Annotated in this window: 17 protein-coding genes and 1 other RNA gene; 9 read left to right on the forward strand and 9 right to left on the reverse strand. The window is 34.7% G+C overall.

All coding sequences use genetic code 11. The annotated features are described in order from the left end of the window. Position 1: 1 nt before the first annotated feature. Both RM519_RS05705 and RM519_RS05710 read right to left on the reverse strand, forming a co-directional pair. Entirely contained in the window at positions 2 to 772 is a 771-nt protein-coding gene (locus tag RM519_RS05705) for an ABC transporter ATP-binding protein (protein WP_311592667.1), read from the reverse strand. After that, positions 772 to 1,512 carry an MlaE family ABC transporter permease gene (locus RM519_RS05710; RefSeq protein WP_311592668.1) on the reverse strand — a complete coding sequence of 247 codons (741 nt, stop codon included), beginning with the start codon at positions 1,510 to 1,512 and terminating at the stop codon, positions 772 to 774. Before RM519_RS05710 ends, RM519_RS05705 begins: the two co-directional genes overlap by 1 nt. Positions 1,513 to 1,616: 104 nt before the next feature. Between RM519_RS05710 and pafA the strand changes: the two genes are divergently transcribed. Genes pafA through RM519_RS05725 form a run of 3 tightly spaced genes read left to right on the forward strand, consistent with a single transcriptional unit; the run spans position 1,617 to position 5,162 of the window. Then, positions 1,617 to 3,245: an alkaline phosphatase PafA gene (gene pafA, locus RM519_RS05715; RefSeq protein WP_311592670.1), complete on the forward strand. Its 1,629-nt coding sequence runs from the start codon at positions 1,617 to 1,619 to the stop codon at positions 3,243 to 3,245. 58 nt (positions 3,246 to 3,303) lie between these two features. Beyond that, on the forward strand, positions 3,304 to 3,687 hold the full coding sequence (locus RM519_RS05720; protein ID WP_311592671.1) for a hypothetical protein: 384 nt from the start codon (positions 3,304 to 3,306) through the stop codon (positions 3,685 to 3,687). A gap of 44 nt (positions 3,688 to 3,731) precedes the next feature. Next, a complete protein-coding gene (locus RM519_RS05725; RefSeq protein WP_311592672.1) occupies positions 3,732 to 5,162 on the forward strand; it encodes an amidohydrolase family protein in 1,431 nt (476 codons plus the stop codon). Here RM519_RS05725 and RM519_RS05730 read toward each other — a convergent pair whose 3' ends face one another. Further along, a complete protein-coding gene (locus RM519_RS05730) occupies positions 5,163 to 6,518 on the reverse strand; it encodes a UDP-N-acetylmuramate--L-alanine ligase (RefSeq protein ID WP_311592673.1) in 1,356 nt (451 codons plus the stop codon). A 173-nt stretch (positions 6,519 to 6,691) separates the two neighbouring features. On the opposite strand from RM519_RS05730, the gene RM519_RS05735 reads away from it, so the two are divergent. The 3 genes from RM519_RS05735 to RM519_RS05745 are packed head-to-tail and all read left to right on the forward strand — an operon-like array spanning position 6,692 to position 13,561. Continuing rightward, positions 6,692 to 10,684, forward strand: coding sequence for a gliding motility-associated C-terminal domain-containing protein (locus RM519_RS05735; RefSeq protein ID WP_311592674.1), 3,993 nt, complete (start codon positions 6,692 to 6,694; stop codon positions 10,682 to 10,684). A 24-nt stretch (positions 10,685 to 10,708) separates the two neighbouring features. Further along, positions 10,709 to 11,641 carry a PorP/SprF family type IX secretion system membrane protein gene (locus RM519_RS05740; protein WP_311592675.1) on the forward strand — a complete coding sequence of 311 codons (933 nt, stop codon included), beginning with the start codon at positions 10,709 to 10,711 and terminating at the stop codon, positions 11,639 to 11,641. 15 nt (positions 11,642 to 11,656) lie between these two features. Next, positions 11,657 to 13,561 (forward strand): OmpA family protein, encoded by a 1,905-nt coding sequence (locus RM519_RS05745; RefSeq protein WP_311592676.1) that lies wholly within the window; start codon positions 11,657 to 11,659, stop codon positions 13,559 to 13,561. Between the two features lie 62 nt (positions 13,562 to 13,623). Here RM519_RS05745 and RM519_RS05750 read toward each other — a convergent pair whose 3' ends face one another. Next, positions 13,624 to 13,971, reverse strand: a complete 348-nt coding sequence (locus RM519_RS05750) for a TfoX/Sxy family protein (RefSeq protein ID WP_311592677.1) — start codon at positions 13,969 to 13,971, stop codon at positions 13,624 to 13,626. Continuing rightward, positions 13,971 to 14,963: a M28 family peptidase gene (locus RM519_RS05755; RefSeq protein WP_311592678.1), complete on the reverse strand. Its 993-nt coding sequence runs from the start codon at positions 14,961 to 14,963 to the stop codon at positions 13,971 to 13,973. The genes RM519_RS05750 and RM519_RS05755 overlap by 1 nt, the downstream gene beginning before the upstream one ends. A 76-nt stretch (positions 14,964 to 15,039) precedes the next feature. Between RM519_RS05755 and kdsA the strand changes: the two genes are divergently transcribed. Both kdsA and RM519_RS05765 read left to right on the forward strand, forming a co-directional pair. After that, the gene (kdsA, locus tag RM519_RS05760) at positions 15,040 to 15,858 is read left to right on the forward strand and encodes a 3-deoxy-8-phosphooctulonate synthase (protein WP_311592679.1); all 819 of its coding nucleotides are present in this window, start codon (positions 15,040 to 15,042) and stop codon (positions 15,856 to 15,858) included. Between the two features lie 75 nt (positions 15,859 to 15,933). Then, entirely contained in the window at positions 15,934 to 16,572 is a 639-nt protein-coding gene (locus tag RM519_RS05765; RefSeq protein ID WP_311592680.1) for a peroxiredoxin, read from the forward strand. A gap of 61 nt (positions 16,573 to 16,633) precedes the next feature. Here the strand turns inward: RM519_RS05765 and RM519_RS05770 are convergent, their stop codons facing one another. The 3 genes from RM519_RS05770 to RM519_RS05780 are packed head-to-tail and all read right to left on the reverse strand — an operon-like array spanning position 16,634 to position 18,437. Next, positions 16,634 to 17,011, reverse strand: a complete 378-nt coding sequence (locus tag RM519_RS05770) for a DUF1801 domain-containing protein (RefSeq protein WP_311592681.1) — start codon at positions 17,009 to 17,011, stop codon at positions 16,634 to 16,636. Then, positions 17,011 to 17,232 carry a DUF3820 family protein gene (locus tag RM519_RS05775; protein ID WP_311592682.1) on the reverse strand — a complete coding sequence of 74 codons (222 nt, stop codon included), beginning with the start codon at positions 17,230 to 17,232 and terminating at the stop codon, positions 17,011 to 17,013. Before RM519_RS05775 ends, RM519_RS05770 begins: the two co-directional genes overlap by 1 nt. Continuing rightward, positions 17,232 to 18,437 (reverse strand): NAD(P)-dependent oxidoreductase, encoded by a 1,206-nt coding sequence (locus RM519_RS05780; RefSeq protein WP_311592683.1) that lies wholly within the window; start codon positions 18,435 to 18,437, stop codon positions 17,232 to 17,234. The genes RM519_RS05775 and RM519_RS05780 overlap by 1 nt, the downstream gene beginning before the upstream one ends. A 240-nt stretch (positions 18,438 to 18,677) precedes the next feature. Between RM519_RS05780 and ssrA the strand changes: the two genes are divergently transcribed. After that, positions 18,678 to 19,071: a transfer-messenger RNA gene (gene ssrA / locus RM519_RS05785) on the forward strand. Between the two features lie 1,336 nt (positions 19,072 to 20,407). Here the strand turns inward: ssrA and RM519_RS05790 are convergent. Next, positions 20,408 to 21,442: a DUF1254 domain-containing protein gene (locus RM519_RS05790; protein ID WP_311592684.1), complete on the reverse strand. Its 1,035-nt coding sequence runs from the start codon at positions 21,440 to 21,442 to the stop codon at positions 20,408 to 20,410. Positions 21,443 to 21,537 lie beyond the last annotated feature (95 nt).

The raw sequence follows: 21,537 nt of genomic DNA on the forward strand, positions 1-21,537 counted from the left end.
ATTATAATTTACTTTCATTTAAATAAACTTCTCTTACTTTTTTAAATAAATTAGAAGAATACACAAAATTTATGACTGCCTGATTTTCAGTTATAAAAATCTCTTTATTGGTTCCCTCCCACGCTTTTTTTCCATCTTTTAAAAAAACTATTTTTTCTCCAATTTCCATAACAGAATTCATATCGTGCGAATTTACCACCGTAATTATTCCATTTTCTCTTGTAATTTCTTGTATTAAGTTGTCAATTACCGTTGCTGTTTGAGGATCTAAACCAGAATTAGGCTCATCACAAAATAAATATTTAGGGTTCATAACAATTGCTCTTGCAATAGCAACTCGTTTTTGCATGCCTCCTGAAAGTTCTGCCGGAAATTTCGGATTTGCTCCGACAAGATTTACGCGCTCCAAAACGCTGTTAACCTTGTATTGCATTTCCTTTTTAGTTTGATTGGCAAACATTTTTAATGGAAACATAATATTCTCTTCAACTGTAAGTGAGTCAAACAAAGCACTGCCTTGAAACAACATACCAATCTCTGTTCTTAAAGCTCGCTTTTGATTTATATCTAGTTCTGAATAAATCCTGCCATCAAAAGAAATAGTTCCTTCTTCTGGGGTATGTAACCCTAATAGGCATTTTAAGAATACCGTCTTACCAGAACCACTTTGCCCTATAATCATGTTGGTCTTTCCTTTTTCAAAAGCGGTTGTAAGCCCTTTTAATATATGAGCATCACCAAAACTTTTATGCAATTCTTTAACTTCTATCATTATCCTAAAAGCATTTGGGTTAAGAAATAATTTAATGTAATTATCGAAACACTGGTCCAAACAACTGCTGCTGTACTTGCTCTACCTACTTCTAAAGAACCTCCCTTAACATAATAACCATGATAGGCCGGAACAGTAGCTATTACAAATGCAAACACAAACGTTTTTATTAAAGCATATTTTATATAATATGGATCAAATTCCAAACGAATCCCATCTATATAATCAACAGAATAAAAAAGATCAGTTAACAAACCTGCAGCCCAGCCGCCAACAATTCCTAAAAACATCGCAATTAACACCAACAAAGGATAAAAGAATAAGGTTGCAATAGTTTTAGGTAATACCAAATAATTTAATGAATTAACCCCCATTACTTCCAAGGCGTCAATCTGTTCTGTAACACGCATGGTTCCCATACTAGAGGCAATGTAAGATCCTACTTTCCCTGCTAAAATAATAGATGTAAACGTAGGTCCGAATTCTAAAATCATTGAACGCTTTGTTGCGAACCCAATTAAATATTTAGGGATTAACGGATTATCTACACTTAGCGCCGTTTGTATAGCCACAACTCCTCCAATAAAAAAAGAGATAAACATAATAATCCCTAAAGACTTCAGTCCTAAATCTTCAATCTCTCTCATTAGCATTTCCCAAAACACCTTTCGTTTCTGAGGTCGTTTAAAAACTTGACCAAGCATCAGAAAGTATTTTCCGATATGCTCCAAATAATTCATGTAAATTCTTTTTTGCTAAATTATTATTATTCTATTAATAATGTAATTTAAAATTAATCTTTTAAACTAAAAACTATATTTGCTGCTTTAAATTATTATTCATTATGAAAAATATTCTATTCCTCGTTTTAACATCTTTCATTTTTTTTAATTGCACTGCTCAAGAAAAATCTTCAAAACCTAAATTGGTTGTAGGTATTGTTGTTGATCAAATGCGATATGATTATTTAACCCGATTCGAAAATCATTATGGGGATGGTGGTTTTATGAGGATTATTAATGAAGGTTTTAATGCAAAAAACAATCATTATAATTATGTACCAACTGCCACTGGACCAGGACATGCTTCTATTTTTACTGGAACCACACCAAAATACCATGGAATTATTGGAAATAGTTGGTATGATAAAGAGAATAAAACAAGTGCATACTGTGCAGGTGATGATTCTTATGAATCTGTAGGAACAAAATCTAGTGCTGGCGAAATGTCTCCTCATAGAATGTTAACTACAACATTTACTGATGAAAATAGATTACATACTCAATTTAAAGGAAAAACAATTGGAATTTCTATAAAAGACAGAGGTGCTGTTTTACCTGCAGGTCATACGGCCAACGCTGCTTATTGGTATGAAGGTGGAAAAGATGGCAACTGGATTACAAGTTCTTTCTATAGAAAAGAATTACCAAAATGGGCCAAAGAGTTCAACAAATCTGACATTGTGAAATCTTATCTGAAAGAATGGAATACCTTATATGACATAGAATCGTATATTGAAAGTGGTGATGATGAAAATAAGTTTGAAGGAGGTTTTGATGGAAAGAAAAAAGCGACATTTCCGTATGACTTAAAAAAATTAAGCAAAGAAAATGGAGATTATAGCATTCTAAAATCAACTCCTTATGGAAACAGTTTAGTAGTTGACTTTGCTATGGAGGCAATTAAAGGAGTAGATTTAGGCAAAGACAATTTTACCGATGTGCTAACCGTAAGTTTTTCAAGCCCAGATTATGTAGGACATAATTTTGGTGTAAACTCTAAAGAAGTTCAGGACACCTATATTCGATTAGACAAAGACCTTGAACGTTTCTTAAACTTTTTAGATACACAAGTTGGAAAAGGTGAATTCACAATTTTTCTAACTGCTGACCACGGAGCCATAGATGTTCCCGCTTATTTAAAAAGTAAAAACATTCCGGCAGGATACTTTGATGGAAAAAAATTTAGAACCAAACTAAGTGAATTTTCTAAATCAAAATTCGGTAAAGACCTTGTTGAAAAAATTGGATATGGTGATATTTTCCTTAATAAGGACAAATTAGCCTCCCTAAAACTAAGTGAGACTGATGTAAAACAATCTTTTGTAGATGAAATAATCTCCTACAAACACATTTATAAAGTGTATACATCAAACGAAATTAAAAACTCAAACCAACATGTTGGCATAGAAATGTTACTTCATAACGGGCATAACCAAAAAAGATCTGGTGATGTCATTTTTGTTTTGGAACCATCTGTAATTTCATATGGAAAAACAGGTTCATCACATGGAACAGGCTACAATTTCGATACCCATATACCGTTGCTGTTTTATGGTGCAGGAATTGTACCTGGGCAAACTTTTGAAAGAACCAATATTATAGATATTGCACCTACCATGTCTGCTTTACTAGGAATTGCATTTCCTAATGGCAATACAGGTAATGTGGTCAGTGCTGCTTTAAAAAAATAATTCCAGTTCCAATGAAGCGTGTTAATTTATTAAAACCTTTATTTTAAAATATTTTCAATTGAATATTAAAGCAATACTATCACCAAACAGTGAATTTGACAGAAAACAAGAATTGAACAAATTATTGTATGAGGATATTTCTGAATCTGAAAAAGAAATCCTTAAGCAATGTAAGACTCAAGATGATGAGAGTATAGGACTTATAGGCTGTATTTTAAAAGATAACAGCCTTGAGAACAAGGCTCGTTTACTTATTGCTTCAAAAAATATCTATCACGAATCTCTTTCTAAAATTGCGGACGGATTGCTAGAAAATGAAGATCTTGGGTCGTTAACAGAATCTATCGTCAATAGATTTATAAGAGAGCAAAATGAATTAACTGAGGTTGAAGACAAAATATATTTCATGTTAATGAATATTTTAAAGGACGACCAACTGTAACATTTTTAAAGCTTGAGCGTTCTTATTATATCCTACACTAAATTATGAAATATTTAAAAATACTTGTAAAAATCCTTGTTGCTCTATTAATTATTTGTGCTGTTGCAGTCGGCATCATAATAAAGCTTGATTATAATACTACCTCTTATTTAAAACTAAAAAATCAACCGACCCTTCAACAAAACTCCTACTTAATTAAAAACGTAAATGTTATTCCTATGACTTCCGACACGGTCTTTAGGAATCAAATGGTTTTAATTGAAAATGGAATTATTTCAAAGGTTGCCAAGCATATAAAAAATAAAGATATTGAAATAATTGATGGACAAAATCAATTCCTTTCTCCAGGGTTAATTGATATGCATGTGCATGTTTGGGACAAACAAGAATTAGGACTATATCTGTCTAATGGTGTAACAGCGGTTCGAAATTTATGGGGCATGCCATTTCATTTAAGATTAAAAGAGCAAATTGAAAATCAAGTAATAATTGCACCGCAATTTTTTACTTCGAGTCCAAAACTTACTGGCAAGGATGATTTAGGTGACGACAAGGTTCAAGTTAGTTCTCCTGAAGAAGCTAGAATTCTGGTAAATTCTTACCACAAAAGGGGATATGATTTTATAAAAACGTACGCTGGCATGACAGAAGCGGAATATATTGCCATTGTAGAAGAAGCGGAAATACTTAACATAGATGTCGTAGCACATCCTAGTTTTAACGTAGCATATACAGAGCAATTCCATCCTCAAATTGCGACAATTGAACATACTGAAGATATTGTACAGCAACCTCTAAATTACAAACTAGACACTTTAAAACTTCAGCAAATAGCTAGAGAAATGGCTATGAGAAAACAGGCGTTTAGCCCTACGCTTACGGGCTTTTATAAAATATTTGAAATGTTGACAGATCCCAATATTGAAAACTCAACTCAAACGCAATACATTAACCCGTTACTATTTGAAATGGATAGTAAAAATCAAATAGCAAGATGGCAAAATGAAAAAACTCAGAACCCGTCTACAACCAAAAGAATAAAAGACCAGCACAACTTTCACTTATACGCAATTAATCAGTTGCACAAACAAGGCGTAACAATTGTAAGTAGTACTGATGCCGGGATAGCCCTTACTGCTCCGGGTTTTGCCATTCATCAAGAACTAAACTTTTACAAACAAGCTGATCTAAGTAATTTCGAAGTTTTAAAAACCAGTACGATAAACCCAAGTAAAGTCCATTCTCAATTTAATAATATGGGAAGAATTGTGGAAGGTAATCTTGCCAATTTTAATCTAACCATAGAAAACCCGCTTGAGAATTTAAATACACTTTCTACACCTGTTTGGGTTATGGTGCAAGGTCGAAAAATTGATAAAAATATTTTGCAAGAATTCGAGTCAAAAGCTAAGAATCGTTCAAATAAATTAATTTCAGCCTTAAGATGGGTGGAAAATTTATGGGTAGAAAAATAATTAGTTGGTCAATTTAGAAACTTCATCAAAATCCAATCCACCATAATTCCCAGAGCTCATCAACAGCAATGCTGTATCCTCTATATTCTCACTAAATAAAAACTTTCTAAACTCATCTGGGTTGGTATACACTATTAAATCGTCTCTATTAAAGGCTTCTTTAATCTGCTTTTCTGAAACTTTTTCTAGTTTTTTTATTTCCAATGCATGAGGAGAGTAAAACACAACAGCCTTATCCGCTGGATTCAATGCTCCTTCATATTCCTTTAAAAATTGAGCATTTAAACTACTATAAGTATGTAATTCTAAACACGCCAACACTTGTTTATTCACAAATTGATCTTTCACCGCTTTTGTAGTGGCTTTTACTTTAGAAGGTGCATGCGCAAAATCTTTAAATATTACCGTTGAATCGTTCTGAGCAATTTTTTCTAATCGTTTACTCGCTCCTTTAAAACTTCCAATAGCTTCGTAAAAATCATCTTCATCCACACCTAAATGTTGACAAATCCATTTAGCACCAGCCAAATTTTGCAAATTATGATTTCCGAATATTTCTAATGGCAACACCCCATCAGGAGTATCTAAATACGACACGCCGTTTTCAATGGTAAAATCAGGCGTTTTATATGGATATTTTTTAATTGGTAAATCATTAGATTCCACAACCCGTTTTACCTCTTCATCTTCCTCATTATAAACCATTATACCCCCGTTAGACATGGTATTTATAAAAATGTCAAATTGCTCTACATAGTTTTCAAAAGTTGGAAAAACGTTTATATGATCCCATGCAATTCCGCTTATCAAAGCTATATTTGGCTTGTATAAATGAATTTTTGGCCTTCTATCTATCGGAGAAGACAAGTATTCATCTCCTTCTAAAATCATAAACTCGTTTTCATCTGTTAAATGCACCATGGTATCAAAACCTTCTAACTGAGCACCAACCATATAATCCACTTCCATGTCATGATAATGCAACACATGCAAAATCATTGAGGTAATGGAAGTTTTTCCATGCGAACCAGCAATTACAACTCTTGTTTTTAACTTTGATTGCTCGTATAAAAACTCAGGATACGAGTAAATTTTAACACCTAACTCTTGCGCTTTCAACAACTCTGGATTATCAGGTTTTGCATGCATTCCAAGAATAACAGCATCAAGATCTTTACTTATATTTTCAGGAAACCATCCAAACTCTTTTGGAAATAAGTTATTAACAATTAATCGTGATTTCGACGGCTCGTAAATCACATCATCACTCCCTGTAATTTTATAGTTTTTTTTAGCCAATGCAATTGCCAAATTATGCATAGCACTCCCCCCTATGGCTATAAAGTGTATTTTCATATTTTCATTTTCTAGAAATCAAAAGTAAAAAATATAGGCTTAAATCCTTATTAAAACTCTCTTTTTCACTAAAATTATCTTTTAATAACTTTGTTAACAACTTTTAAAAAGTTTTCAAACCTTAGTGCAATATTCACTAGCTTTATATATCAAATTAACCAAACCTAGAGACTATGACAAAAGACAAATTTATACTGTCTAAAAAAGTTGTATTACTTTTTTTTATCGCCTCATTTTTTATTTACAATTCATCGTATTCTCAATGTACCAATCCTGACCCTACGGGAAGTGCTTCACAAACGTTCTGCTTTGCTGATGATCCACGGATAAGCGCATTGGCTGCAACAGGCGGAACTATTGCTTGGTTTGACGCTCCTACCGGAGGAAATCAATACACTTCTACTGCCCCACTTATAAATGGAGGAATCTATTATGCTGATGATATTTCAAGTGGAGGATGTAGCCCTAACAGGTTAGCAGTTACTGTTACAATGTATGGAGATTACCCTTCAGATATGGATGTATTTGTTGGAAAATGTGCCAGCACCGACCCTACAATCGCAGACTTATCTGCCACAGGAACCAATATTGAATGGTATGATGCCGAAATTGGCGGCACCCAATTAAATTTAACCGATGCTCTGACCGATGGCACGGTTTATTGGGCTCAGCAAACCGAAAACGGCTGTACAAGTCTTAGATTCCCGACAGTTGTAACTATAGTTGACCCACCTGCTCCAATTGTTGTTCCAACCCAATCTTTTTGTTCACCCCCTAGCGTTACAGTTGCAGATTTACAAGGTGTTGGAAGTAATATAATATGGTATGACACTGAAACAAGCACAACTCCACTCGACCCTGCTACACCCTTAGTTGATGGCGAAGATTATTGGGGAGCACAGTCTTCTTCTGCTTTTCCGTGTGAAAGTACCGTTAGAGCTCAGACTACTGTTGAAGTTGACACAACACCTATAGCTGGAACAGATGGCTCTTATACAACATGTGAAATTGATGCGGTTACAACAGATTTATTTTCTTTACTAGGCGGAACACCTGATACAACTGGAACTTGGACTGGACCAAGCACTTTAACCGGAGGGCATTTAGGAACTTATGACCCTGCAATTAATACTGCTGGAACATACACTTATACAGTAACTAGTAGCGGAATTTGCCCAAATGATTCAGCTGATGTTGTGGTGACTATTACGCAAATACCGCCTCCTACAACTTCAAGTTCTTCACAAGAATTTTGCGAAATAGATTTAGCAACTGTTGCTAATCTAGCTGCAAGTGGAACAAGTTTATTGTGGTATGACACGGAAACAAGTACTACCCCTTTACCAACTACTGACTTATTAGTTGATAGTGAAGATTATTGGGCATCACAAACAGACGCAACGTCGGGCTGTGAGAGCGCAACTAGAATTATGGTTAATGTTACTATTATTACACCTCCACCACCAACTACCACAAACGCAAATCAAGAATTTTGTGAAATTGACAACCCTATTATTGCTAATTTAGTTGCAACCGGAGACTCTATAAATTGGTATGCCGATACCACAAGTACAGTAAGATTGAATCCGTCAGATCCTTTAGTAGATGGAGAAGATTATTATGCTACACAGATTGAAGCAGCAACAGGCTGCGAGAGCGCTACAAGATTAATGGTAACGGCTACTATTATAGTTGTTCCTCCACCTACAACGACAGAAGCTAATCAAGAGTTTTGTGAAATAGACGTTGCTACCGTTGCAGATTTAGCCGCTACAGGAACCGGAATTCTATGGTATGATACAGCAACTGACACCACACCATTAGACCCAACAACAGCCATAATTGATGGTGAAGATTATTTTGCAACTCAAACCGACGCAACTTCGAGTTGTGAAAGTGTAACTAGACTAACGGTAACTGCAACAATAATTGTTATTCCACCACCAACAACCGTTGAAACAATACAAGAGTTTTGTGAAATTGACAACTCAACAATTGCGGATTTATCTGCTACAGGATCTAATATTATTTGGTATGCTTCAGAAACCGACACAGCTCCATTAAACGCTACGGATGCTTTAATTAATGGAGAGGATTATTGGGCGTCTCAAACAGATGCAACCTCAGGATGTGAAAGTTCAACTAGATTGGTAGTAACAGTTACCATTAATACTCCTCCTCCTCCAACTACTACACAAGTTGATCAGGAGTTCTGCGAAATTGACAATGCAACCATAGCGGATCTTAACGCGACTGGAAATGGGATACTTTGGTACAACACTGAAACCAGTACTACTCCATTAATCTTGACTGATGCGTTAATTGATGGTGAAGATTATTGGGCTTCTCAAACAAACGCCTCTACAGGTTGTGAAAGTGCTACTAGATTAGTTGTTAACGTTATTATTTTAGTTACACCTCCTCCAACAACTTCAAGTACATCGCAATCATTTTGTGAAATTGATAGTCCAACCGTTGCAAATTTAGCGGCTACTGGAAACAACGTTTCTTGGTATGATAACGAAACCGATACTACCCCTCTAAATGAAACTGACTTATTAGTTGAGGGAGAAGACTATTGGGCCTCACAAACTGATGCTACTACCGGCTGTGAAAGCACAACTCGAATTGTGGTTACGGTTACATTAACATCTCCATTACCCCCTACAACAACCGAAGTGAATCAAACTTTTTGTGAAATTGACAATGCAACAGTTGCCGATTTAGACGTGACTGGAACAAACATAATGTGGTACGCAAGTGAAACAGATACCACACCATTAAATAGTACAGATGCACTTGTTACAGGTGAAGATTATTGGGCATCGCAATCCGATGCTGTATCTGGTTGTGAAAGTGCTACAAGGTTAGTTGTAAATGTTACAATAACGACTGTTCCTCCTCCATCAACAACAGAAACAAACCAAGCGTTTTGTTTAAATGATTATTTACCAGGAGCACCGACTATTGCTGATTTAACCGCAACAGGATCTTCAATCATGTGGTATGCTTCAGAAACCGATACAACTCCTTTAAATGCAACAGATGTATTAATTGATGGTGAAGATTATTGGGCTAGTCAAACAGATGCAACTTCAGCTTGTGCAAGTGCGACAAGGTTGGTTGTTACTGCTAGAGTTGTAGCTTTACAAGCTCCAACTACTTCCAATCCAAATCAGGCCTTTTGCGCTTCTCAAAACCCTACAATCGCAGATTTACAAGCAACAGGAACCAATATTTCATGGTATGATACAGATGTAGCAACAACACCATTAAATTCTACGGATGCTCTAGTAGACGGAGAAGATTATTGGGCTACACAATCTGACGACACAATTATCTGTGAAAGTTTATTACGATTAGTTGTAAACGTATCAATAGCAGATGTTGCTCCACCAGTTATAAGTACACCATCTCAAGCATTCTGTGCTGTCGATATGCCAACTATTGCAGATATCACTGTAACTGGAACAGCAGTTGTTTGGTATAATTCTGAAACTTCGACAACACCATTAAGCGATACAGAATTATTAGTAGATGGAGAAGATTATTGGGCTGCAGATTCTGATGCCGTAACCGGATGTCAAAGTTCAGTAAGAGTTGCTGCAACAGTATCATTAACTGATCCAGGAACTCCTACTCTTACAACATTAGGAAATGAGTTTTGTAAAATTGAAAACCCAACTTTAGCTGATTTAAATTCAAATGTTTCACCTTCAAATGGTGGTTCAGTTAGTTGGTATGATGCTTATCCAAATGGAAATTTATTGAGTTTATCTGAGGCTTTAATTGAAGGTGGAACATATTACGCTGCTGAAACTGACGATTCGGGCTGCTCAAGCGCAACGGCCTTAACTGTAACGGTTACCTTAGAAGCTTGTGATGATTACGCTATAGAAATTTACGATGGATTTTCTCCTTCTGGAAACGGAATAAACGACACTTTTAAAATTAAAAACTTAAAAGAACTATATCCAAACTTTAGAGTTGAATTCTATAATAGATGGGGTGCAAAAGTATATACACAAAACGCTTCTAAACCTGATTGGGATGGAACGTTAAACGGAAATGGAGAATTACTACCGGCCGGTGTTTACTTTGTTATCGTACACTTTAATGAAGACGGAATGAAACCAATACAAGATAGACTATACCTAAGCCGATAACCAAACTTTAATAAGATTTATAAAATGAAAAAAATATATTTACAACTTATAGTACTCTTTGTTTCGGTTACGCTTTGGTCGCAACAAGATGCCCAATACACACAATATATGTATAACATGAGTGTAATTAACCCAGCCTATACAACCAATGATGTAGGTACTATAAATCTAGGTGGCATCCATAGATCTCAATGGGTAGGTGTTAACGGGTCTCCTAAAACCTCTTCGATTTTTGCACATGCACCAATTGACGAAAAAATAGAAGTTGGGTTTTCTTTAGTAAATGATAATGTGGGTGACGGTGTTGTTAAAGAAAATAATCTTTTTGCAGACTTTGCTTATAAATTAGATTTTGAAGAAAGTGGAAGATTATCTTTTGGTTTAAAAGCTGGTGTTTCATTTTTCAACGTTGATTTTACAAATTTCCAGTTGGAATCTGGCGGAGTATTTACTGATCCAGACTTTGCAGAAAATATAAATGAAACTTTTTTCAATGTAGGTGCCGGTATTTATTACAACACAGACAAGTTTTATGTTGGACTCTCTGTCCCAAACTTCTTAGCTGCTAAACACCTGGAACAAAACAATGGACAATACCAAGGAACCGAACAAGCACACTGGTTTCTTACCGGTGGGTATGTATTCGATATTAATGAACAATTTAAACTAAAACCTGCTTTTATGACAAAAGCGGTAAAAGGTGCTCCTGTAACGGTAGATATAACCGCCAATGTTTTATTCAACGAGAAATTTGAATTAGGCGTTGGTTATCGAATAGATGATTCTGTTTCTGGATTGATGAATTTTAGAGCTACACCTGACTTAAGAATTGGTTATGCTTACGACCACACAACTTCTAATTTAGGACCATTCAGTTCGGGCTCACATGAAGTGATAATACTATATGATTTAAATATATTAAAAAAAGGTTTTGACAAATCTCCAAGATTCTTCTAAACACCTCTAATAATTATGAAAAAATTATCGACCCTTATATTATTATTTTTAGTTACCTCACAACTTACGGTGGCACAAAATATTAAAAAAGCAAATCAGTTATTTGAAAAACGAGCATATATCGATGCGGCTGCTCTATTCTTGGAAGAAGAAGAAAAATCACAAGACGTACTTCAAAAACTAGGAGACTGCTACTATTTTAATGCCAATATGAAAAGTGCAGTGCAATGGTATAAATTTTTAATTACGGAACATTTTGAAGGCGGTACTTTGAGCCCAGAATATTTGTTTAGATATGCGCAGGCTTTAAAAGGTATAGAAAATTATAAAGAAGCGGATAAATGGTTTAAAAAATATAACGACTCCGAATCTTTAGTATCGAATGACAACATTGATACAGATTTATTCATAAAAGAGTTAAATGCCAATATAAAAAGACCCTATATTATTCATGATATCTCTTCGAATACTGAAGGGTCTGAATTTGCACCATTTATCCATAACGATACCGTTTATTTTGCTTCTACTAGAAATGGAGGTAATACTTATGAATGGAACAATCTCTCTTATTTAGATTTATATCAGGCATCAATTGATTCCATTGGAGACATAACAAATGTTTCACCTTTAGGACCAGAGATAAACACTAAAGTTCATGAGTCTAATGCCGCAATTACTAAGGACGGACAGACGATGTATTTTACAAGAAATAATTTTAGTACTGGAAAAAAGAAAAAAGACGCCAATAAAATATCTCATTTAAAGATTTACAAAGCGGAGTTACTCGATAGCATCTGGGGTAACGTTACAGAATTACCTTTTAACAGTGATTCCTTTTCCGTAGTTCATCCAGCCTTGAATGCTGACGAATCTAAATTATATTTTGCTTCAGACATGCCTGGTACTATTGGATCTTTTGACCTATTTGTAGTTGATATAAATGAAAATGGAACTTTTGGAACCCCTAAAAACCTCGGTTCTAAAATTAATACAACAAAAAGAGAACAATTTCCTTTTATCAGTAGTACAGAGAATCTTTATTTTGCTTCAGATGGTCATTTAGGTCTTGGAGGATTAGATATATTTAAAAGTAAAATATCTGAAGAAACCTTCTCCTCCCCTATAAATATGAGTAACGTCATAAATAGTAACATGGATGATTTTGCTCTTATTATTGATGAAGAAAGACAAACAGGCTATTTTTCATCAAACCGTTCTGGAGGAAAAGGGAATGATGACATTTATCGCTTTACTCAAACTCCTGAACCTTTTGCAAAAGGAATTGCTAAAGACAAATTAACAAGTTCTCCACTACCTGGAACTGAAGTTATTTTATATGACAGTAGCGGCCAAGAAGTTGAAAGAAGTACTGTTGGAAAAAACGGAACATTTTCATTTGAAGTTGAACCAAATTCTAATTATACATTAAAAGGTAACTTGAAAGCCTATAACCCTGCAGAAGTTAATTTTACAACTGATAAATACGCTCAGGCAATAGTTAATTTAGATTTACTTTTAGAATCATACGAAAAAGCGGAAGAAAAAATTATAGTTGAGTATGGAAAACTTCAGATTAAGATTGACCCAATATTTTTCTATTTTAACAGTTGGGATATTATCCCAGCTGCAAAACCAAACTTAGAAGAAGTTGTAAGGGTTATGAAAAAATATCCAGACATGATAATAGAAATTGGAACTCATACTGATTCTCGTGGAGATGATGATTTTAATCTAGAGTTATCTCACAAACGTGCAAATTCTGTAAGAGATTATTTAGTTACAAAAGGAGTCAACCCAGACAATTTGAAATCAGTTGGATATGGAGAAACGCAATTATTGAACAGATGTGATGATGGTGTAAGATGCTGGGAAAGTGAACATTTTAAAAACAGACGCTGTGAGTTTGTTATCCTAAATTAAAGGCAAAGTAGAATCCCAAAGCAAAGCCGCCAATTTTATTTTTTAAGTTGGCGGCTTTTTATTTATTTCTTTCGTTTCTTACTTGCCCTAGCAAGCGGATTAAAATCAAGAGCGAGTTGGATCCAATATGCTAAATCAGATTCCATATCGGTAGCATCATCGATTAAAAAAACATACCCTTTCATTGGCCTACCCGTAAAATTCATTTCTTTGCATCCCGGTTTTTTAAGAGCGTCCTCATAGGCATCTACTCCTATTCTCGCCATAACTTCATCACGAACCACACCAATACACATTTTATCATCAACCATAAAACACAAGCCTCCGAACATATTCTTTTCAAAAAAATTAACTCTTTTCTCAATTAAGATAGCACGAATACGATCGCCAAGAAACTCATTGTAAGGCATTATTCAGATTTCTTTTTCTTCTTTTTTCTACGGTTCATTTCTTCATCCGTTAACTGAACTCTTGTCGGTGTATCTGTTCCATCAATCATAGAAGTTGTTCCAACTGCAATTGCCTTAATTGTTTCTGTAATTACACCAACATCCAAGGTTTCTGGATTATCTGACGCTTGATGATAATCTTTATCCGTATCTATTGGACTTGTAGAAAACGTATGTGCAGGCACTCCTAACCGCGCTAAAGATGCGTTATCAGATCTAAAGAATAAATTAAACTTTACGTATGGATCTGGATGTAAAACATATCCTGTTCCTTCTAAATTTTTTTGAACAATTTTTCCAAAATCAGAACGCTCAAACCCTGTTAACCAAGCCGTGTTAGGTCCAAAACTTGGAGTCTTACCAATCATTTCTATATTAATTCCTGCTACAATTTTATCAGCATCAACAGTAGTTCCAAAATAGTTAGAACCTACCAAGCCCATTTCTTCAGCGGTAAAGGCTACAAACAAAATACTTCTTTCATTAATATCTTTCTTTTTAAAATAATCTGCCAATGCTAAAACTGCTGCAACTCCTGAGGCATCATCATTTGCTCCATTGTAAATAGAATCTCCATCCACTGCTTTACCAATACCTAAATGATCATAATGAGCAGAAATAACTACATATTCATCTTTTTTACTCTTTCCTTCTAATACTCCAATTACGTTAAACAAGTCTAAGTCATTCCCTTTAATTGTCTTTTTAAATCGTTGGCGAAAATCATCTGCTCCGTTAAATGTTGTTAAACCAACTTTCTCAAATTCCCCTTCAATATACTGTGCTGCCTTTTCAATTCCAGGTGTACCTGCTCGTCTCCCTTCCATATCATCACTTGCCAGCGTGTATAAGTGTTTCTTAACTGTTTTCTCCTTAATTTTTTGTGAAGTTGCTGTACAAGAAACTAACAACAATGTTGCTACTGCCATTGCAGTATTTTTTAATTTATTCATATTCATTTGGTTTTTAATTAGGTACTATAAAAATCAAAGATATAATTAATTTGTACTTTTGCTAAAAATTTAACAAATGGATTTAAACCTGATTCCGAACATAAAACACACCGATTCTGACAACTTCTTTTTATTAGCCGGACCTTGTGCTATTGAAGGTGAAGACATGGCTTTGCGCATTGCAGAAAAAGTGATTTCTATTACTGACAAATTAAAAATCCCTTATGTATTTAAAGGAAGTTTTAAAAAAGCAAATAGAAGTAGAATTGATAGTTTTACTGGAATTGGAGATGAAAATGCATTGAAAATTTTACGCAAAGTTTCAGATACATTTAACGTACCAACGGTTACGGACATTCATGAAGTTTCGGATGCAGCTAAAGCAGCAGAATATGTAGACGTTTTGCAAATTCCAGCATTTTTAGTGAGGCAAACGGATTTAGTAGTTGCAGCAGCAAATACTGGCAAAGTGGTGAATCTTAAAAAGGGGCAATTTATGAGTCCTGATGCTATGCAGCACGCCGTACAAAAAGTAAAAGATAGTGGAAGTGAAAAAGCATGGATTACCGATAGAGGTACTATGTTTGGTTACCAAGATATGATTGTAGATTTTAGAGGTATTCCTGAAATGAAAGCCTTTGCTCCTGTTGTATTAGATGTTACTCATTCATTGCAACAACCAAATCAAAGTAGTGGTGTTACAGGTGGTAGACCAGAAATGATTGAGACAATTGCACGTGCAGGTGTGGTAAACAATGTTGATGGATTATTTATAGAAACTCATTTTGACCCAGCAAATGCAAAAAGTGACGGAGCAAACATGTTAGACTTGGCGCACCTTGAAAATTTACTAACCAATCTAGTGGAAATTAGAAAGGTTGTAAATAGTTTATAGATTATTTAACTTTTATTCGCCATTCTTTAAGTATTTTTACCCTATTAAATTAGTAGGGATTAAAAAATTAAAACAATGGCAGCAATTAGATTAGGAGATATCGCTCCAAACTTTACAGCACAAAGTTCAGAAGGGGAAATAGATTTTCATAAATGGCTAGGAAATAGTTGGGGAATTTTATTCTCTCACCCGGCAGATTACACCCCTGTTTGTACAACCGAATTGGGTACCGTAGCAAAATATACAGAAGAGTTTAACAAGAGAAATGTTAAGGTCGTAGCATTGAGTGTAGATGGGTTAGAATCTCACTTAGGCTGGATTAAAGATATTAATGAGACTCAAAATACCACAGTAAATTTTCCAATCATTGCAGACGAGGATAGAAAAGTTTCGGAATTGTATGATATGATTCATCCAAATGCAGATAGCAAATTAACAGTTCGTTCAGTTTTTATAATTGGTGATGACAAAAAAGTGAAACTAACAATTACATATCCTGCATCAACTGGAAGGAATTTTGATGAGTTGCTACGTGTTATCGATTCGTTACAACTAACTGCTTATCATAAAGTAGCAACGCCTGCAAACTGGAATCCTGGAGAAGATGTCGTAGTCAGCCCTGCAATTCCGACTGATAAAGCAAAAGAAATTTTTACAAAAGGTGTAAAAGAAGTTAAACCGTATCTAAGAATGACACCACAACCAAATTTGTAATTTGGTATTAAATTTAATTTAAAAGGTCGCTTATTACGGCCTTTTTTTGTAATCAATTTCCTTACTTATATTTTGTTGTGTTTCCAGTATCGATTAATTGAGCCGCTGCCGTAATTATTTGCTGCAACAACGCTGTATCAATTTCTTCTATTGACTTGTATTGAATAGAACGTACTCGTTTTCGATTATTATGATCTTTTAGTTGTGGAAAGTTTACTTCTAAAATAGCGCCATCCATAAAGGCAATATCTATAAAGTCGGTGCCTCGCAATACATTCATATATAACAACGATTTTTTATTGTAATGATAAAATGGAAGTCGGAAACTATATTTCTCCACAACGGTTGGTAAAGTCGTTTTAAGCACATCTCGAACATAGAGCATCATAGATTGATATGGCTCCGTTTGTCTAAAAATATGTTCTTCAACTGGGTTCATTAAAACTTCTTCTTAATATCTCTTATCAAATATTCGAGTCCGTTTAATTTGAGTTCGTATACCAAGCCCAATTGCTTCCCTAGTTTACCCGCGGGAAAACCTTTGGCATGATACCAAACCACATAATGCTCGGGTAAATCGATTAAATCTTTTCCCTTGTATTTACCAAAGGGCATTTTTGCCTTGGCTAAATCAATTAAAAATTGCTTGTCTCCTACCATTACTCTTTGTCGTCTGCATAATCTTGTAAGTACGCATAACGATCAGTTAACTCACCTTTAGAAGTCATTTGTGCACGGTGTAATATTCCTGTTTCGTCGTTATTGAAAAACGCAGGTATCACATGTTCTGCAAATTGAGTTCCGAATCCATCAGAAGCATCTCTAGGCAATTCACACGGCAAATTATCTACAGCCATTACAGCTATAACTTTAGAACTCATAAAATCGTCTTCTTGTTCTGTTTGCGGATTGTACCCATAAATAGGATCGGCTATTGTAGAAGGTCTAATAGTAGAAGCAACCGGCCCATCAATATCGCAACTTACATCGGCTACAGTATTTATTTTAAAGTTCGAATTTTTAGCGTCTTCTCTTGTAAATAAATAGGGTGATCCGTCTCCAAAGAAATGACCAGCAATGAATACATCCGAAACCTCAGCAAAACGCATAAAATCACTTTCATACGCTTCAGGGTTATTAAAGAAATCGACATTATTTATTATTTGCCCGTCCTTGCGCTTGTTATAATCTAACACCTCTAATTGCACATATACAGCCTCATCAAAAGATTTTTCTAAAAAGTCAATAACAGAAACCTCTTTTATTCCCATACCATCTAACATTTCTTTGGCTCCGTTTGCAACTCTACCTTTACCTGTCAATACAATTTTAACATCTGGTAAATGCACTCTTTTTAATTCAGAAATTAATGCCTTTTGGTCTTTTAAGTTTTCGGCTTTTTGCAACGCGAACAAGGCGTGTTTAATTCCGTACGCACGCAAACCATTATACGCCCCAACAATACCAGCATAGCGACCAAACGCCACTACACGCTGTTCTTTTTGATTGGTTAGTGTTTCGTGGTCAAAGAGTTCTATATTCTTCTCTAAAATTGTATTTAATAACGTTCTATTGTACGGTTGTTTTTTAATTGTGTGCGAAAAGAAAAAATACTTTTTATTAGGAATTAGACTTTCCATAGGAACCTCTTTTACACCCAATAAAACTTCACAATCCGATACATCTTCCACTACTGAAATACCCGCGCTTACATAATCACTATCCGGAAATGCTCTAATGGGAGATGTTTCTACTTTAATCTCTAAATCAGGATATATTTCTAGTAATTCTTTACACTTATTTGGTGTAAAAACAACGCGTTTGTCTGGTGGATTTTTACGCTCTCGGATAATTCCTATCTTCATGTAATTCTCTGCTAAAATTAAGACTATAAATATATCTGAATTTAAAGGAATGAACAAATAGACAATTGTGCATTTACTAAAAAGCAATTTCATAAATCATACTAGAAATTAGTTCTTGATACTTTTTCTTTCAGAAAAAACTCGAACTGACATCAATTGGATTGAATAACGTGAAAGGCACTAAATATTTATTAATTTTTCATAAATTCGCACACTTGATTTTTTATAAATCAATTTATCGGGGATGACTTGGTTTTGACAGCGAGGTCAGGTGAACTGTAAGCATGTGGAGCATTGAAATAGTACTCCTAAAAATCATTTCAACATTTTAAACGGCGAGAATAACTACGCTTTAGCTGCATAATCTGAATTACAGTAGGATTAGCCTAGTCTGACAAGGTCAGAAAGCTTTATGCCTCTCGAAAGCCTTGGTTAGCGGCGTTCGAATTTTTGGCATCGTAAAAGTTGACATAGGATCACAAAGGTCATGGTTGTAATCCGAAACTAAAATGACTAAGTTTTAAGTGGGCGGTTTTTGGTCAGCTTAGAATCGAAAACTAATCAAAGACTATACATGTAGAAAGCACTTTAGTTGCTTGTTTGGACGAGGGTTCGAGTCCCTCCATCTCCACCAAGAAAAAACCACTTACAAAAAGTGGTTTTTTTATTTTTGAATGACCCAATAACTAATGTTTCTTTTTAGAGATTCCTTCGGAACTTACTTTATGTTTCATTAATTATACTGCAATATACTTCCGATACATGGATTTTTAGACGACATTCAATGTCATAAAAAAAAGCACCAATAAACTAATAATGATGCCTTTTAAAATTGGGGTTATTTTTTAATGTATTTCTAAATTAAATTTCTTCCGTATTAATAATACTACCAACACCATCAACTCAACTACTACCAATATTAATAATGTCTTTATCATTGAATTTATATTTAATTACTCAACAAAATTACCACCAGTAAACAGAATTTAAGACGACATTTCATGTCTGTATAAAACGAAACAACTCGGCCAAGCGACCGAGTTGTATACTAACTAACCAAACTTATTATGAAAAACAATTATCTCTAATTGCTCTACAAAGATATTACAGGTTTCAGTGCTAATACCCGACATTCTATGTCAAGTGACTTAATCAAATTGTGAAACACCTAAAATTTAACATCAAATTAATTCTGTCACACTGAGCATGTCGAAGTGTGGTGAGAATCCTAATTATCGGTATTGTCTTCGACAGGCTCAGAATGACAAACATTGAATAATAAAAAAAACAGTCCGATCGAGCGACCGGACTGTATACTAACTAACCAAACTTATTATGAAAAACAATTATCTCTAATTGCTATACAAAGGTATGTCAGATTACAGCGTCGGTACCCGACATTCTATGTCAAATGACTTAATCAAGTTGCGAAACACCTGAAATTTAACATCAAAGTATTTCTGTCACATTGAGCATGACGAAGTACGGTAAGAATCCTAATTACCTATATTGTCTTCGACAGGCTCAGACTGACAAACATTGAATAAAAAAGAACAGTCCGATCGAGTGACCGGACTGTATACTAACTAACCAAACTTATTATGAAAAACAATTATCTCTAATTGCACTACAAAGATACGGCAGGTTTCAATGATGATACCCGACATTCTATGTCAAGCGTCTTAATCAAATTGTGAAACACCTGAAATTCAACATCAAAGTATTTCTGTCACACTGAGCATGTCGAAGTGTGGTAGGAATCTTAATTATCGATATTGTCTTCGACAGGCTCAGACTGGTAAACATTGAATAAAAAAACAGCCCGATCGAACGATCGGACTGTTAAACTAACTAACCAAACTTATTATGAAATAATTATCTTATCAATAATTATAGTACAAAGATACGTTGGGTTTAGAGGATAGTACACGACATGCAATGTCCTAAAGTACTATTCCGCCTTAAAGAACTTAATCAATTCTTTTTATAGACAGCATAGGGTTATAACCTTCTTCATTATTGCTAACCATTTTACTCGGGCCATAATGACGTAATAAAATATTAAACTTACCTGTTTTATTTCCTTCTAGAATTGGAATATTATTTTGTTCTCCTGTACACCCAAATCTGATTGTATACGTACCATCTGCATTTTGTACTGGGTTTGTAGCACTTGATATATTTGCACCATCATTAAACATACGTCCATCTCCATTATAAACTGTTGCTGACCAAAAATATACAGCCTCAGGATTTTTAAAGGTCACTTCGTACTTACCGTTTGCATCGAGGTATTGACTTGTTTGATAGATATTATCTTCTACCATAGCTCCACCCCATCCGCCAGCCGCGCCAACGTAGTTCATATAATCAGTTTGTCCGCTTTCTTTATTTCCAAAAGCTTTTGACTGATCGTATCCATCGCTAAAATCAAGATTTCCTCTTTCATCCACTTCTTTAAACGATTTCATATCCCATTTTTTAACTTGAAAAGGAGTTGCGCTACCTGCTTCAACAACAAGGTTCTCGCGAATTTCACCTTCTAAAGCACGAACAATCACAAATGCATGTGTAGTTTTAGCTGTGATTTTATGCCTTCCAGATCCATATATCATTCGCTGCGTTTCATGGTTCTCATCTACAATTTGAACAGTTACATACTGATCCGTTTCAGGAACTGTTACATATACTTCGCCACTCGAAACATCAAATACTCCAACCGAATATGGCGTATCTCTGTTCATTCTTACAACAAATTGTTTAGAGGGCTCACTTGGTGGTACCGGCATTGTGAAAAATTTATTTACGCCTCCTGTTTTTTCCAAAATTTTTGCAAAGCGCAAATTTGTATATGCTTGTGGGAAATTTTTCTCTGTAACGATTATAGCATTTTCTGTGCTTGTTGTAGTTTCAGAATTATTTGAACTACTTGCTTTCTTATCTTGACATGATGTTAAGGATAAAGAAACTAATACTGTTAGAAGTAATAGATTTAATTTTTTCATGATTATTTATTTTTTAATTAAGTACAACGTTAATGTGTATGATTTTTTCTTAAACACTCGACAAATGTATTGTGCTTATTTATTACAAATATCGA

The sequence above is a fragment of the Urechidicola vernalis genome (genome assembly GCF_031846385.1).
In the GTDB taxonomy this organism is placed as follows: Bacteria; Bacteroidota; Bacteroidia; order Flavobacteriales; family Flavobacteriaceae; genus Urechidicola; species Urechidicola vernalis.

Bases quoted from the DNA above. Each gene is read 5' to 3' on its own strand.
- RM519_RS05775 (WP_311592682.1), bottom strand. From the start codon at position 17,232: ATGGTAGGAGACAAGCAATTTTTAATTGATTTAGCCAAGGCAAAAATG.
- RM519_RS05765 (WP_311592680.1), top strand. From the start codon at position 15,934: ATGGCAGCAATTAGATTAGGAGATATCGCTCCAAACTTTACAGCACAA.
- RM519_RS05755 (WP_311592678.1), bottom strand. From the start codon at position 14,963: ATGAATAAATTAAAAAATACTGCAATGGCAGTAGCAACATTGTTGTTA.
- RM519_RS05735 (WP_311592674.1), top strand. From the start codon at position 6,692: ATGACAAAAGACAAATTTATACTGTCTAAAAAAGTTGTATTACTTTTT.
- RM519_RS05780 (WP_311592683.1), bottom strand. From the start codon at position 18,437: ATGAAGATAGGAATTATCCGAGAGCGTAAAAATCCACCAGACAAACGC.
- RM519_RS05770 (WP_311592681.1), bottom strand. From the start codon at position 17,011: ATGAACCCAGTTGAAGAACATATTTTTAGACAAACGGAGCCATATCAA.
- RM519_RS05725 (WP_311592672.1), top strand. From the start codon at position 3,732: ATGAAATATTTAAAAATACTTGTAAAAATCCTTGTTGCTCTATTAATT.
- RM519_RS05730 (WP_311592673.1), bottom strand. From the start codon at position 6,518: ATGAAAATACACTTTATAGCCATAGGGGGGAGTGCTATGCATAATTTG.
- RM519_RS05745 (WP_311592676.1), top strand. From the start codon at position 11,657: ATGAAAAAATTATCGACCCTTATATTATTATTTTTAGTTACCTCACAA.
- RM519_RS05750 (WP_311592677.1), bottom strand. From the start codon at position 13,971: ATGCCTTACAATGAGTTTCTTGGCGATCGTATTCGTGCTATCTTAATT.
- RM519_RS05710 (WP_311592668.1), bottom strand. From the start codon at position 1,512: ATGAATTATTTGGAGCATATCGGAAAATACTTTCTGATGCTTGGTCAA.
- RM519_RS05740 (WP_311592675.1), top strand. From the start codon at position 10,709: ATGAAAAAAATATATTTACAACTTATAGTACTCTTTGTTTCGGTTACG.
- pafA (WP_311592670.1), top strand. From the start codon at position 1,617: ATGAAAAATATTCTATTCCTCGTTTTAACATCTTTCATTTTTTTTAAT.
- RM519_RS05790 (WP_311592684.1), bottom strand. From the start codon at position 21,442: ATGAAAAAATTAAATCTATTACTTCTAACAGTATTAGTTTCTTTATCC.
- RM519_RS05705 (WP_311592667.1), bottom strand. From the start codon at position 772: ATGATAGAAGTTAAAGAATTGCATAAAAGTTTTGGTGATGCTCATATA.
- kdsA (WP_311592679.1), top strand. From the start codon at position 15,040: ATGGATTTAAACCTGATTCCGAACATAAAACACACCGATTCTGACAAC.